The sequence below is a fragment of the Rhodococcus sp. WAY2 genome (genome assembly GCF_009859915.1).
Lineage (GTDB): Bacteria > Actinomycetota > Actinomycetes > Mycobacteriales > Mycobacteriaceae > Rhodococcus_F > Rhodococcus_F oxybenzonivorans.
In genome coordinates this window covers 4,821,069-4,835,220 of the sequence record NZ_CP046572.1, presented here as the reverse complement: position 1 = coordinate 4,835,220, position 14,152 = coordinate 4,821,069, and the positions used below count along the sequence as shown (strand labels likewise).

14 protein-coding genes are annotated in these 14,152 nt (G+C 66.9%); 8 read left to right on the top strand and 6 right to left on the bottom strand.

Going from position 1 to position 14,152, the window contains the following annotated elements; translation table 11 throughout:
* Window position 1: 1 nt before the first annotated feature.
* From GFS60_RS21935 to GFS60_RS21910, 6 genes are read left to right on the top strand one after another with little or no spacing between them, the layout of a single operon-like run.
* Window positions 2-1,450, top strand: coding sequence for an MSMEG_0567/sll0787 family protein (locus GFS60_RS21935; RefSeq protein ID WP_159924554.1), 1,449 nt, complete (start codon window positions 2-4; stop codon window positions 1,448-1,450).
* On the top strand, window positions 1,447-2,388 hold the full coding sequence (locus tag GFS60_RS21930; protein ID WP_159924552.1) for a carbon-nitrogen hydrolase family protein: 942 nt from the start codon (window positions 1,447-1,449) through the stop codon (window positions 2,386-2,388). The genes GFS60_RS21935 and GFS60_RS21930 overlap by 4 nt, the downstream gene beginning before the upstream one ends.
* Complete coding sequence (locus GFS60_RS21925) at window positions 2,381-2,686, top strand: MSMEG_0570 family nitrogen starvation response protein (RefSeq protein WP_159924550.1); 306 nt, start codon at window positions 2,381-2,383, stop codon at window positions 2,684-2,686. Before GFS60_RS21930 ends, GFS60_RS21925 begins: the two co-directional genes overlap by 8 nt.
* The gene (locus GFS60_RS21920) at window positions 2,683-3,939 is read left to right on the top strand and encodes an MSMEG_0569 family flavin-dependent oxidoreductase (RefSeq protein WP_159924548.1); all 1,257 of its coding nucleotides are present in this window, start codon (window positions 2,683-2,685) and stop codon (window positions 3,937-3,939) included. The genes GFS60_RS21925 and GFS60_RS21920 overlap by 4 nt, the downstream gene beginning before the upstream one ends.
* A gap of 4 nt (window positions 3,940-3,943) precedes the next feature.
* Window positions 3,944-4,792 carry a carbon-nitrogen hydrolase family protein gene (locus GFS60_RS21915; protein WP_159924546.1) on the top strand — a complete coding sequence of 283 codons (849 nt, stop codon included), beginning with the start codon at window positions 3,944-3,946 and terminating at the stop codon, window positions 4,790-4,792.
* A 1-nt stretch (window position 4,793) separates the two neighbouring features.
* A complete protein-coding gene (locus GFS60_RS21910) occupies window positions 4,794-5,864 on the top strand; it encodes an MSMEG_0565 family glycosyltransferase (RefSeq protein WP_159924544.1) in 1,071 nt (356 codons plus the stop codon).
* Between the two features lie 248 nt (window positions 5,865-6,112).
* Here the strand turns inward: GFS60_RS21910 and GFS60_RS21905 are convergent, their stop codons facing one another.
* The 5 genes from GFS60_RS21905 to GFS60_RS21885 all read right to left on the bottom strand — a co-directional run bounded on the left by GFS60_RS21905 (window position 6,113) and on the right by GFS60_RS21885 (window position 10,927).
* Window positions 6,113-6,952, bottom strand: coding sequence for an HpcH/HpaI aldolase/citrate lyase family protein (locus tag GFS60_RS21905; RefSeq protein ID WP_159924542.1), 840 nt, complete (start codon window positions 6,950-6,952; stop codon window positions 6,113-6,115).
* 28 nt (window positions 6,953-6,980) lie between these two features.
* Entirely contained in the window at window positions 6,981-7,769 is a 789-nt protein-coding gene (locus GFS60_RS21900) for an SDR family oxidoreductase (RefSeq protein ID WP_159924540.1), read from the bottom strand.
* A gap of 86 nt (window positions 7,770-7,855) precedes the next feature.
* On the bottom strand, window positions 7,856-9,217 hold the full coding sequence (locus tag GFS60_RS21895) for an MFS transporter (RefSeq protein WP_159924538.1): 1,362 nt from the start codon (window positions 9,215-9,217) through the stop codon (window positions 7,856-7,858).
* A 38-nt stretch (window positions 9,218-9,255) separates the two neighbouring features.
* The gene (locus GFS60_RS21890; RefSeq protein WP_159924536.1) at window positions 9,256-10,260 is read right to left on the bottom strand and encodes an alcohol dehydrogenase catalytic domain-containing protein; all 1,005 of its coding nucleotides are present in this window, start codon (window positions 10,258-10,260) and stop codon (window positions 9,256-9,258) included.
* A gap of 130 nt (window positions 10,261-10,390) precedes the next feature.
* Entirely contained in the window at window positions 10,391-10,927 is a 537-nt protein-coding gene (locus GFS60_RS21885) for a 2,4'-dihydroxyacetophenone dioxygenase family protein (protein WP_159924534.1), read from the bottom strand.
* A 241-nt stretch (window positions 10,928-11,168) separates the two neighbouring features.
* Here GFS60_RS21885 and GFS60_RS21880 point away from each other — a divergent pair, with 241 nt between their 5' ends.
* A complete protein-coding gene (locus GFS60_RS21880; RefSeq protein WP_159924532.1) occupies window positions 11,169-12,230 on the top strand; it encodes a LacI family DNA-binding transcriptional regulator in 1,062 nt (353 codons plus the stop codon).
* 153 nt (window positions 12,231-12,383) lie between these two features.
* Here the strand turns inward: GFS60_RS21880 and GFS60_RS21875 are convergent, their stop codons facing one another.
* Entirely contained in the window at window positions 12,384-13,076 is a 693-nt protein-coding gene (locus GFS60_RS21875; RefSeq protein WP_159924530.1) for an SDR family NAD(P)-dependent oxidoreductase, read from the bottom strand.
* A 132-nt stretch (window positions 13,077-13,208) separates the two neighbouring features.
* On the opposite strand from GFS60_RS21875, the gene GFS60_RS21870 reads away from it, so the two are divergent.
* Window positions 13,209-14,102 carry a LysR family transcriptional regulator gene (locus tag GFS60_RS21870; RefSeq protein ID WP_159924528.1) on the top strand — a complete coding sequence of 298 codons (894 nt, stop codon included), beginning with the start codon at window positions 13,209-13,211 and terminating at the stop codon, window positions 14,100-14,102.
* Window positions 14,103-14,152 lie beyond the last annotated feature (50 nt).

The window sequence follows — 14,152 nt, the reverse complement described above, 5'->3', positions numbered from 1 at the left end:
GATGCTTGATCTGGGTTCGCTATGCGGGTCGAACACTGTGGGGCCGTCGGATCTGGCGGTCCTGACTGGGCCGGCACCGACGGCCACCGGCCCATCATTCCTGGTACGGGTGGCCGACACCACCGCGGCACTCGCGGTGTATCACGGTCTGCGCCGGGAGACGTTCGTGGCCGAGCAGGGGTTGTTCGAGGGTACCGATGGTGACGACACGGACGACGACCCGCGCACGGTGGTTCTCGTCGCAGCAGGCACCGACGGCACCGTGCTGGGCGGCGTCCGCCTGGCGCCGGTCACCGACGGCACCGACATCGGCTGGTGGGCGGGAAGCCGACTGGTAGTCGACCGTCGGGCGCGGGATCGATCGGGGATCGGCAAGGCACTCGTCCGCGCTGCGTGCGCCTATGCCGAGACCCACGGCGTGCTGCGCTTCGACGCCACCGTCCAGGTGCAGAACGAGCCGATGTTCATCCGGCTCGGGTGGGAGCGGATCGCCGACACCATGGTGGCGGGACAGCCTCACGTGCTGATGCGCTGGCCGATCGATCGGATCGAACGGCTCGTGCAGTCCACGAAAGCAGTACTCGGCGAGGCATTGTCCGCGCTCGCGTCGCAACCGTCCGCGCTCGGCGGGTCCGGATTCCGGGGAGACGACGGCGCCCCGGTGCCCGGCACCGACATGATCGCCGCGTGTGATGCGATCGTGCCGTCGATGGTGCAGCGTGACCCCGAGTGGGCCGGATGGTGCGCCGCCCTGGTCAACCTCAACGACCTGTCCGCGATGGGCGCCGACCCCGTCGGCCTGCTCGACGCAGTCGGGGCTCCCAACCGGTCGATCCTCACCCGGGTGATTCGTGGGCTGAGCCGGGCGAGCGCGGCGTGGGGTGTGCCCGTCCTCGGGGGCCACACCCAGCTGGGCGTCCCGGCCGCACTGTCGGTGACGGCCCTCGGCCGGACCACCGACCCGATACCCGCCGGCGGCGGACGAGCCGGTGACGACCTACGGCTCACCGCCGACCTGTCCGGTGACTGGCGTTCCGGATACGGCTCTCAGCAATGGGATTCCAGCTCGCACCGGACGAGAGAAGAGCTCGCGAGTCTGGGTTCGTATGTGCGGCGGGCGCACCCAGCGGCGGCCAAGGACATCAGCATGGCAGGCGTAGTGGGGACGACAGGAATGCTGGCCGAGGCGGGTGGCGTGGGGGCCGAACTCGACGTGGCGTCGATCCCCAAACCGCACGCGGCCACGATGGGCGACTGGCTGACATGTTTCCCCGGTTTCGCCATGATCACCGCGGACCGGCCGGGGCGACCACACACCACAGACACAGGGCCTGCCACCTCCGCGGTGTGCGGCCGATTGACAACGACACCCGGGGTCGGCCTGCGCTGGCCCGACGGGGTCATGACACGTGCGGTGCACTCCACCGTCACAGGATTGGGACAAGCATGAGCGACATCGGAATATCCGTCGCCGCAGCCGAATTCGGCCGCGACCTGGAACAGGCTTACACCACCATCGCAGAACTGATCGAGCAGGCGAAGGATGCCGGCAGTTCCCTGCTCGTACTCCCGGAGGCCTGCCTCGGCGGTTACCTACCCAGCCTCGGCGGCGGCGACGAAACCGAGGAAGAACGCGAACGCCGCCTGCGTAGGCTGCCGCCCGCACTCGAACTGGACGGCCCGGAACTGCGCCGGGTCATCGACATGGCCGGCGACCTCGTCATCACCCTCGGTTTCTGCGAGGCGGACGGGACCACGCGTTATAACGCCGCCGTCACCCTGCACGGCGACGGAATCCTCGGGTCATACCGCAAGGTGCACCAACCACTCGGTGAAAACCTCTGCTACGCAGCAGGCGACGCCTACAACGCGTTCGACACTCCGGTCGGCCGGATGGGCATGCAGATCTGCTACGACAAGGCCTTCCCCGAAGCTGCACGCGCCCTAGCCCTCGACGGCGCCGAGATCATCACCTCGCTGTCGGCGTGGCCTACCGCCCGCACCGCGCCCGCGGACGACATGGCGAACGACCGCTGGAAGCAGCGTTTCGACATCTACGACCGGGCCCGCGCCACCGAGAACCAGGTGGTGTGGGTGGCATCCAATCAGGCGGGAACCTTTGGTTCGCTGCGGTTCGTGTGCAGCGCCAAGATCGTCGGGCCCGGCGGTGACGTGCTCGCGGACACCGGGGTCCGCCCCGGACTGGCAACTGCCACGCTCGATGTCCAGGCCGAGATCTCCGCCATCCGCAGCGGCGGAATGTACAACCTCCGCGACCGGCGCCCCGAGGTCTACGGCGACGTGGTCGCGCAGAACCTCGTCACGGCCACCCTGCTGACCGCCGAACAACGGCCGGCCTCACTCCGGAAGGAACCCGCCCATGCCTGAGATGACCTTCTCCATCCAATGGCCGGACGGACGCAAACAAACCTGTTATTCCCCGTCGCTCGTGATCCACGACTACCTCACCGCGGGCGAGCAGTACAGCGTCGCGGACTTTCTCGACCGCACCCGGAGCGCTCTCACCGAGGCGAGTGAGCGGGTGAAGGAAAAGTTCGGCATGTATTGCACGTCCGCCGCCGAACAGCTCCACGAATTGGAAAAGGTTGCGTTCGCGCACTCCCCCGACTCCCTCGTCCACGTCCTCGACCTGAACCCGGATACCGTCCCAGGAGGCACCCGATGACGACCCATCACGACGTCGTGGTGATCGGCGGCGGCCAGGCCGGCCTGTCGATCAGCTGGCATCTCGTCGACCGCGGCATCAATCATGTAGTGCTCGAACGCGACTCGATCGCGCACGAGTGGCGCGACAGCCGCTGGGACAACTTCACACTTGTCACCCCCAACTGGCAGTGCAACCTCCCCGGATACAGCTACACCGGCGGCGACCCGGACGGGTTCATGACGCGGGAGCAGACCTACGACTTCGTCCGCGGATACGCCGACACCTTCCCGGTACCCGTCCGCGAGGGTGTGGCGGTCACATCCGTACATCAGTCCGCGGTCGGCGGATTCGACGTCGACACCACGCAGGGACCGCTGCACGCCGGCCAGGTGGTGGTCGCGACCGGCGGCTACCACACCCCGGTGATCCCACGGTTCGCCGAACGGCTGCCCGCCGACATCGAACAGATCCACTCGTCGCAGTACAGATCGTCGCAGGCCCTGCCGGACGGCGAGGTCCTCGTCGTCGGCAACGGTCAGTCGGGAGCGCAGATCGCCGAGGACCTCATGCTCGCCGGCCGGCGGGTGCACCTCGTCACCGGCGGCGCACCCCGGGTCGCCCGTTTCTACCGCGGCCGCGACTGCGTCGCCTGGTTGCACGACATGGGAACCTATGACGTGTCGATCGCCGACCACCCGGGCGGGCGCGCGAAGCGGGAGAACACCAACCATTACGTGACCGGCCGCGACGGTGGCCGCGACATCGACCTGCGCGCCTTCGCCCTGCAGGGCATGCAGTTGTACGGCCGGCTTCTGGAGGTGGTGGACGGCACCCTGCAGTTCGCGCCCACCCTGGCCTCGTCGCTCGACGCCGCCGACGCCCTGGCCGAGAGCATCAAGGACTCCATCGACGCGTACATCGAGCGCGCCGGGATCGTTGCTCCCACCGAGGAACGGTATGTCCCGGTGTGGCGGCCCGAGCGGGAAACGACCTCGCTCGAGCTGGCGTCGTCCGGGATCACCTCGGTGGTGTGGTCCATCGGTTTCCGCACCGACTACCGGTGGCTGCATGCCGGCGTGTTCGACGGCGAGGGACATCCCTGCCACAACCGCGGCATCACCGCGGTGCCAGGACTGTTCTTCCTCGGCCTGCCGTGGCAACACACCTGGGGCTCCGGGCGGTTCGCCGGTGTGGCCCGTGACGCCGAGTACCTGGCCGAACGAATCGAGTGCGAAGCGAATGTGCGCACCTCCGTGTCGTCACTAGCCTGAACCCATGGGAACGACCAGACTGGCCGCGCTCGCCGGCCACTTCGGCCGGGACGTCGACCGCGCACTGCTCAAACTCGACGCGCTCGTCGCCAAGGCTCACAGTGACGGCATCAACCTTCTCGTCCTCCCCGACGCATGCCTCGGCGGCTACATCTCCGACCTGCGCAGCCCGGACCCGGACGAGCTCCCGCCCGCGTTGGAAGCGGACGGCCCGGAATTGAAAGCTGTGGCAAAGATGGCGGGCAACATGACCGTCTGTATCGGTTATACCGAACTGTGCGACGGTCTCCGGTACAACACCGCGGCCTGCGTCACCGGTGACGGGATCCTCGGCAGTCACCGCAAGGTGCACCAGCCCGCGGGGGAATCTTTGGCGTACGCCGCCGGTGATGGGTTCACCGCATTCGACACCCCGGTGGGCCGGATGGGCATGCTGATCGACTACGACAAGACGTTTCCCGAGTCCGCCCGGACACTGGCCCTCGATGGTGCCCGGGTAATCTCCGCGCTCTCGGCCTGGCCCGCCAGTATCACCGACCGCGCGGAACGACTGGCACAGGACCGGCAGTCCCGGCTGTTCGACCTCTACGACTCCGCGCGAGCGGCGGAAAACCAGGTGGTGCTGGTGTCGTCGAACCAGACCGGGATCCAGGGCGGACTCCGATTTCTCGGGCAGGCCAAGGTCGTCGGCCCGGGCGGCGACGTCCTCGCGCGCACCGGCGTGAAGGGCGGCCTCGCCGTCGCCGACCTCGACGTCGACTACGAGGTGAACCGGGCACGGAAGGTGTTGCGGCACCTCGAGGAGCGCCGAGTCGACACCTACCGTTATCTCCTCGAGAAGGGCAAACCCTGACGTGCGCATCGCTCTCCTGACGTACTCCACCAAGCCACGTGGCGGTGTCGTCCACACTCTCGCCTTGGCGGAGGCGCTGTCGCGGCAGGGAGCCGACGTCACCGTGTGGTCGTTGGGACGCGGCGGTGACGCCGCCTTCTACCGGCCCGTCGACCCGGCCGTGTCGGTACGCATCGTGCCCTTCGAAGCCAGGGAAGACGAGGGCGTGGGCGTTCGGATCCTGCGCTCGATCGCCGTCCTCCGGGAGGCGTTCACTCCCGGCGCCTACGACGTCGTGCACGCCCAGGACTGCATCAGCGCCAACGCCGTGAGCTCCTGCATCCGCACCATCCACCATCTCGACCAGTTCACCACCCCGGAGCTGGCGGCATGCCACGAACGCGCGGTCGTCGAGCCCTACGCCCGGATCTGCGTGTCCGAGGCCGTGGCCGCCGAAGTCCGCGCGGGATGGGGATTCGAGCCCACGGTGATTCCCAACGGCGTCGACGCGGTGAGGTTCGAAACCGCAGCCGCCGACGCGCCCGGCCGTCGCCGTTGGGCCGATCAACTCGGCCGATACGTGCTGGCGGTCGGGGGTATCGAGCCGCGTAAGGGCAGCATCGACCTCCTCGAGGCCTACGCGCTGCTGTCGCGCACCCGCCCGGAGCTGCGGCTGGTGTTCGCGGGAGGAGAGACACTGTTCGACTACCGCAATTACCGGGACGACTTCGACACCCGATGCGAACACCTCGGTGTCCGGCCGCACATCCTCGGCACCGTGCCCGACAACGACCTACCGACCCTCGTCGCCCAGGCCGAGGTATTCGCCTTCCTGTCGACCAAGGAAGGGTTCGGCCTCGCGGCGATGGAAGCCCTCGCCGCCGGCGTGCCCGTGGTCGCCCGCTCTCTTCCCGTACTCCAGGAAGTCTTCGGTGAGACAGTACGGTTCGCGTCCACCCACACGGAGATGGCCAACGCACTCACGCAGCCCAACGATCCGGCGCGGATCAGTCGCGGACAGGCACTGGCACGAGCACACCGCTGGGACGACGTCGCCCGCGCTCACCTCGACTTCTACGAGCGCCTGTCGTAGGTACCTTGATCACGAACCTGCGTTCCAACGTTCTCGGGGCGAGGCGAGGTACCGGACAAGATCTGCGACGTCTTGGGGGCTGCACTTCGGAATGACAACGCGCCGGTTCATCGAGCGGTTGTGGCAGGTTGTCCCTGAATCGAACTGTGTCCCGGACGAGATTCACAGATTAGCAAGCACATACCCGTACCACCACCGATCCGGCGGTTCATGCGGCTGACGGTCGAAGCGGGTGCGGTCGCGGGTGGTCATCCGTGTGCGAAGACGGTGGCGAGGCGGTGGATCGCTCGGGCTCGAGCCAGCTTGGGGAGGTCGCTGCCGTCTCTGACGCCGGCGCCGTCCGCGCCGAGTTGTTCGATGACCTCACGGGCCCAGTCGATGTCGGTCGTGGATGGGCTCAGCGCGTGATTGATGGCAGGGGCCTGCTCGGGGTGCATGCACAGCTTGCCTGACATGCCCATGGTGCGGGTCACGGTCAGGGCATCGGTGAGCTCGTCCTCTGAGGTGGTGAGGGTGGGGCCGTCGACGGGGCCGGGGAGACCCGCTGCCCGGCTCGCCACCACCAGTCGCCCTCGTGCATAGGCAAGGGCAGGCGCGAGGTCGGTGGCGCCGGTGTCGCGGCGGAAGTCGCCGCTTCCGAAGGCGAGCCGCGAAGTTGGTTGTGCGGAGGCGATGTCGTAGGCGCGTTCGATGCCGAGTGCCGATTCGACGAGTGCCATAACAGGGGTACGAGCCGACAATCGGGCAGCGGTCTCGGTGACGTGTTCTGCCGACTCGCATTTGGCGAGCATCACACCCACGAGCCCGGGTGTTGCCTCGAGTGCGTCGAGGTCGCTACTCCAGTCCTCGGTGCCGGCTGGGTTGACGCGGACCCAGCCGGTGCCGCCGCGAGAGAACCAGAGGTGGACGGCTTCTCGTGCCGTGGGTCTCGCGGAGGGGACGACACCGTCTTCGAGGTCATAGATGACGGCGTCGGCCGCTCCGGTGTGCGTTTCAGTGAAGTGCCTGCTGTGTGCTGCGGAAACGAGCAGCCACGATCGGGCATCGGCGGCGGGGATGCCGGTACGGTTCTGTGATGTCGATGCCATGGGGTCCTCCGGGTGGGTCGTCGTTGTGCTATCGGGACAGCCATCCACCGTCGACGGACAGGGCGGTGCCGGTGACGTAGGCGGACGCGGCCGAGGCGAGGAAGACGGCCGCTCCGGCGAGGTCTTCCGGCCGTCCCCAGGTGCCGGCGGGGATGCGGCGCAGCATGTTCTCGGCCCGCGCGGGGTCGTCGCGGTGCGCGGCGGTGAACTCGGTTTCCATGTAGCCGGGGGCGATCGCGTTTACGCGGATGCGGTGCGGCGCCCACTCGTTCGCGAGAGCCCGGGTCAGTCCGAGGATGCCGTGTTTGGAGGCGGCGTAGGACGGAACCTCCATTCCGCCTTGGAAGGAGTTGATCGATGCGATGTTGATGATGCTTGCGGCGGCGTTGTCGTCGAGGGCGGCCCGTGCGAAGGCCTGGCTGAGCAGGAACGGCGTCGTGAGATTGAGGTCCAACACAGCCGACCAGTCCGAAGGTGTGGTCTCAGTCGCCGGGCCACGGCGGATGATGCCCGCGTTGTTGATCAGGATCGTCGGATGCGGGAACTCGGCATTGGCCCAGGAGATCAGCTCGGCCGCAGTGTCCGGGGTCAGGTGGCTGAGATCGGTGGTGCGGGTCGCGCATCCGACTCCCCGGGCACGCACCTCTTTGGCGACCTGGTCGAGATCGCCGATGTCGACGGCGACGATGTCGGCTCCCGCCTCCGCGAGAGCGATGGCCAGTGCACGGCCCAGACCGCGCGAGGCGCCGGTCACGATGGCCGCGTTGCCGTTTAGGCGGAACAGGTCCAGAACCGAGGTGTGGACAGGTGCGTTCATGCGAGCGCTCCTTCTAGTCGAATCGGGAGACAACATGGTGGCCGGGCGGTGTGCGGGGTGAGCACCGCACACCGCCCGGTGGCCTGTCAGTTGCCGGTGACCTCGTCGAGGACCCGGTCGTGAACGAGGGAGGTGCGGGCGGTTTCCTTGGCAGCGATCACGGCGATGATGGTGATCACTGCGAGGACGGCGAGGTAGATGCTTACTGCAATGGTGTTCTTCTCCTCGACGGTGCCCAGCAGTGCGACCGCGATGACCGGAGCCAGGCCACCGGCGAACACCGACGCGAGCTGGTAGCCGAGGGAGGCGCCGCTGTAGCGAACACTGGTGCCGAACAGCTCGGAGAACATCGCCGCCTGCGGCGCGTACATCAGGGTGGTGAAGATCAGGCCGATGAAGATGGCCGCCGCGATGACGGTTTGGTTTCCGGTGTCGATGAGGGGGAAGAACACGAAGCCCCAGATGCCGGCACCGACTGCGCCGGTGAAGTACAGCGGTCGTCGGCCGACCCGGTCGGAGAGGGCACCGATGATCGGGGTGAGGAAGAACTGCGCGACCGAGGCGATCAGCACACCTGCGATAGCGGCGCTCTTGGGCATGTCCAGGTAGGTGACCATGTAGGTCATCACCACCACGGTGAAGATGTAGTAGGAGGTGTTCTCCACCAATCGCAGGCCCATGGCGATGAGGACCTCGCGGGGGTACTTGCGCAGGACCTCGATGATCGGGGCATGCTCGGCCTTGTGATTCTCGAGGGCCTTCTTGTTGGCGGCAAAGACCGGGGATTCCTCGATGCTCAACCGAATCCACAAACCGATGAGAACGAGAACAGCGCTGAGCAGGAAGGGAATTCGCCAGCCCCAGGAATCGAACGCTTCGTCGCTCTGGAACAGGGCCAGCACCCACAGCACCACCGCGGAGAGAAGATTTCCGAGGGGCACCCCGGCCTGGGTCCAGGAGGTCCAGAATCCGCGGCGGTCGTTGTCGCCGTGCTCGGCGGCCATCAGGACCGCTCCGCCCCATTCGCCGCCGACGGCGAAGCCCTGCAGCAGTCGGCAAAAGACCAGCAGCAGCGGGGCGGCCAGGCCGATGCTCTCGAAGGTCGGCAGCAGTCCGATGGCGAAGGTCGCGGCGCCCATCAGCAGGAGACTGACGACCAGCATCTTCTTGCGGCCGATTTTGTCACCGTAGTGGCCGAAGACGATGCCGCCGAGCGGGCGGGCGAAGAATCCCACCGCGAACGTGGCGAACGCCAGCAGGGTGGCGGTGGCCGGAGTGCTGTCGGGGAAGAACAGGGGTCCGAAGACGAGCGCGGCGGCGGAGCCGTAGAGGAAGAAGTCGTACCATTCGACGGCGGTGCCGATCATGCTGGCGAAGGCGACCTTCACGATCGAGGTGTGCCCGGCCGTGTGGTTGGCGGGTTCGGCCGCTACATCGGGTGTGGACATGGCGTGTCCTTTCGGGACAGGGGTGGGATCCGGTGTGGTCATGGGACGAGCACGACCTTCATGTCGTGGCCGGCCGCGGCGCGTTCGAGCGCCGAAGCCGCGTCGGTGAGGGGAATTTCGGTCACCAGCCGGGGCCACGGCGCCGGGTCGGCGGCCATCGCGTCGGCAGCGGCCCGGTAGTCGACCTTGGTCGATCCGTAACTGCCCTGCAGTCGAATTTCCTTGCGGGTGACGGCGTTGAAGTCGACCGGTCCGGTGCGGGCGAACAGGCCGACGACGGAGATGGGGCTGCCGGGCAGGACCGCGGCGATGGCGGCATCGAGGGCGGCGGTCGAACCGGAGGCGTCGACCCAGGCGTTGGGGGTGAAAGGCAGCTCGTCCCGGCCGGCTATCACGGTGCGCAGACCGAGTGCGCGGGCGAGCGGCAAGCGCACGTTCTCATCGTTGCCTACCCCGGAGAGCACGACGTCGTGGCCGCGCTGGGCGAGGACGAGGGCGGCCATCGTGCCGATCGGTCCGGGCCCGGACACCACCACCCGGGTGGGGCCCACGGCGGCGTTCTCGATGTGCGCGACTGCGCGGCAGGCGACAGACAGTGGTTCGGTCAGCGCCAGGGTCGACGCCGGCAGATGCCGGTCGACCTCGACCAGGCGGACCTCGGGGACGACGAACGATTCGGCGGCCGCGCCGTCGAAGGACAATCCGAGCACGGTGCGCTTCGGACAGATCTGCCGCAGTCCGCGCTCGCACAGGTCGCAGACACCGCAGCCGTCGATCGCAACGGGGACAACGCGTTTGCCGAGCCAGCTCGGGTCGACGCCCTCACCGAGGGCTTCGACGTATCCGACCGCCTCGTGGCCCAGAACGACCGGGGGACGGATCCATTCGTAACCGGTGTCGTGACGCCAGGCGTGCACGTCGCTGCCGCACAGCCCGCACGCCTCGGTACGTACCCGCACCTGCCCCGGACCCGGTTCGGGCTTGGGCAGATCCTGCACGACGACGTCGTGTGGAGTGGCACTTCTCTTGGTCAGAGCTCGCATGGGGAACCTGCTAACTTTCGCCCGCTGCCGGGCTCAGGGATGAAAAGTGGGTCAGGCGCCGGCGGACACCGCCCCTGAGTGCGAAAAGACACTCGGTGTGGTTGCGCCATGTCAGGCGGTGTCCGCAGTGTCACCGGATGAATCGGTCGACGTAGTCGGCGCCGAGCCCGATCTTCTCGTAGTGGGCGCGGGCCTTGTCGATCTTGCTGAACACGTCCTCGATGCCGACGGTGTTGCCGTCGACGTCGACGTAGATGTACGCACCGCTCACGTGGAACAGGGTCGCCATCTCGGTCACGTCCTCGGGGACCTCGAGGGTGTGGATGTCGCCGGGCGGCTCGAACGCGTAGGTGCCCTCTTCGGCCCACCAGTCGTATTCGAGGTAATGCCAGCGGCCCCGCAGGGTGAAGGCGTGCACCGCGCCGGCGTGCCGGTGCCGGGACAGGATCCCGGAGCGGCGCACCCGCAGGATGTTCACGAAGTAACCCTGGCTCGCCGACAGCACCAGCGGGCGGAACTCGACGTCCTTCGACTGCGGAACCCACAGTCGCTCGTCGCATTCGAGGTCCAACGCACCCGGAACGATCAGGTCGTCACTCATTCCGTATGGTTTCGGCCCCGTGTAGGGCACAGCCTCTTCGTTCTTCATCTCAACAGTGGAACTCACGATGCTCTCCTTTCGCTTAATCGCATAAGTGACGGTACATCGTTGTGTTCCAGGGCACAAGTGCGGGATATAGCCGGAGCAAATCACCCGTTCAACTGGGCAAATACGTTACTTCGCCGCGCTCTCTCGGATGAACAGGTCGGCGATTGCCAAATTTTCTCTTACTTAACCGAATCATCCGATTCTGTCGCCGAATAGCACCCGATGCTGCCCCGACGCTTAACCGACTAAGCTTTCGGGTATGACCGATGCCACTCAGTCCCAGAGCGGGGACCGTCGTGTCGGTGGCCGTCCTCGCCGAGTGACGATGAGCGATGTCGCTCGCAAAGCTGGGGTGTCGTCGGCGGCGGTCTCGTACGCACTCAGTGGGGCTCCGGGGGTGAGCGAAGAGCGTCGCCAGCGAATCCTCGTCATCGCCGAAGAGATGGGATTTCGACCTAATCGAATCGCCCGTGAGCTTCGCGCCGGCACGACGAAAGCGATCGGGCTTCTCCTCGCTGACATCGCGAACCCCTTCTACACCGAGGTCGCCGGGGGTGTGGTCGCTGCCGCCGCCGAAGAGGGCTACGAAGTGTTCGTCTCCCACGTCGGTGTGGACGGCTCGCGTCAGGCCGATGTCGCGCTGGCCCAGGTCGATCGGAACTGCAGCGGCCTGATCTTCACCTCGCTCGTCGCCGACGACAAGCCCCTGCTCGACAAGCTTCGTAACGAGAACATCCCGATTGTGCAGCTCTACCGCAAGATCGAGGACGAGCCCTCCGACTGGGTCGGTATCGACGACTATTCCGCCTCGTTCGAGATGGCCTCGCATGTCGTCGCCACCGGCCGGCGCAACGTCGCCATCCTCGGCGGTCCCGGCACGTCCAGCGTGTCCGCCAGCCGCATGAGCGGATACCGCGACGCCCTCGCCAAAGCGGGCGTGCAGGCGATCAACGAACCCGATCTGTGGGGCGACCTGACCCGCGCATCCGGAGCGCAGCGTGCACGAGCACTCTTCGCCGAACACCCCGAAACCGACGCGATCGTCTGCGGCAATGATCTGATCGCCCTCGGCGTTCTCGACGTCTGCCGAGAAATCGGTAAACGAGTGCCCGAAGATGTGGCCTTGACCGGATTCGACGACATGAGTTTCTCGAGCGCAGGTCCCTTGCAGTTGAGCACCGTGACCGTGCCCCGGGACCTGATGGGCCAACGAGCCGCCCGCATGATCCTCCAACGGATCGCCGGCGACGACAGTCCCCCACGCAACGAACTACTGCCCTACAGCATCCAGGTACGGGACACGACCGCCCGACGCGGATAGCTTGCAGACCTGCGGTGGCCTAAGGCGACGATGCGCGTCGACGGCAGATCTCGAATCCTCGAGGAGTACAAGCTGTTTGGGAGCCCCTTCCGCGCAGCCGCATGCGGCAGAGTATGCGATCGAGACGGTCCGCACGACCCTGCAAGCATCCCCTCAGTACGACGCCCGGCCACCGCTGGCGTCGTAGACGGCGCCGGTGGAGAAGCTGAGCGCCTCCGAGCACAACCATGCGACGAGTTCGGCGATCTCCTCGGGCCGTCCCATCCGGGCCATGGGGGTCAGGCTCTGCGACCGCGCGAGGATCGCCGGGTCGGTGCCGGCATTCATCGGGCTCTGCACCGCGGCGGGTGCCACCACGTTGGCCAGGACACCGGTCTTGGCGACTTCCTTGCCGAGTGATTTCGTCAGCGCGATCACGGCCGCCTTCGACGCCGAGTAGGCGCTCTGGTTGGGATTACCATCCTTCGCGGCGATGCTCGCCAGATTCACGACCCGCCCCCAGCCGGCGGCGGCCATGGCCGGCACGAATGCGCGGCAGAGGAGGAACGTCCCGTCGACGTTGATGCGGAACGTTCGGCGCCAGTCCTCGAGGTCGATGTCCACCAGAGGAGCGGACGGTCCCACGACACCTGCGCTGTTGACGAGGATGTCGATGCGTCCGAGCCGGGCGGCGAGCTTCTCGACGGTGTCGGCGTCGGTGACGTCGAGGTGCTCGTCGGCCCCGGTAGCGACGTCGGCGGTGACAACGCGGACCCCGGCGTCGGCGAGGCGTTTCGCGCACGCCGCGCCGATTCCGCTCGCGCCGCCGGTGACGAGCGCCGTCGCGCCCTCGGGATAGGTGGCCATGGGTTTCTCCTCGCGACTGTGTGCGCATTAGTCTTTTTCTATGTGCGAAATCAGAATGATTCGTTACGCACTGTGTATGAATTGGAATATATGGCCTGGCCCACATCTGGCCAACTCGTCGAAGGGAATCCGATGGAGATTCGCTGGCTGCAGGCGTTCGTCGCCGTCGCCGAAGAACTGCATTTCGGCAGGGCTGCCGCGCGACTCCAGATGGCCCAGTCGCCGCTGAGTCAGACGGTGCGCAAACTCGAGAAGGACATCGGCGTGCCGCTGTTCGAGCGAAGCACCCGCAGTGTCGCGCTGACGTCGGCCGGCCATACGTTTCTGCCGCACGCCTACCGCATTCTCGAGAGTGTCGACATCGCGCGGCAAGCCACCCGCGCGTCCGCCGGGGGCGTGTACGGCCGGATCAAGATCGGCTTCACGGGCGTGCTCAATCACCTGTCCCTGCCCCCGCTCACCCGCGCGCTCCGGCAGCGTTATCCCGACATCGAACTCACCCTCGTCGGGCGCATCATGACTCGTGAAGCTCTCTCTCAATTAGATAGCGGCGCACTCGATCTCGCGTTCGTCGGACTTCCCGTCGAGACGTCCTCGGTGTCGACCCGGTTGATCCGCCGCGAGCCATTCGGGGCGGTGCTCCCGGCGGACCACCCGCTCGCGTCCGAGCCGGAGATCGACTTGCGCGACCTGGCCGAGGACGGGTTCGTCACCACACCGCTGTCGGCCGGCTCGGCATTGCAGGAGGTCGCGATGCGGGCCTGTGTTGATGCAGGGTTCCGTCCCCGCGTGGTGCAAGAAATCACCGACCCGTACATGATCTTGATGCTGGTGGCGACGGGTGTCGGCGTGGCGCTCATGACGTCGGGCATTGCGGCGCTCACGCCCCCGGGCACGGTGTTCGTGCCGCTCACCGGCGAGCCGATCTACATGAACCACGGACTCGCGTGGTCGCCGCGTCGGGTATCCGACGCGCTCCGGGTGGCCCTCGCGGTATCGGAGGACATTCTCCCCACCCCGGATTAGGACATTTTCGGTCTATATCTAAGACTTTTTTTGCGCTGGACTGCGCATAG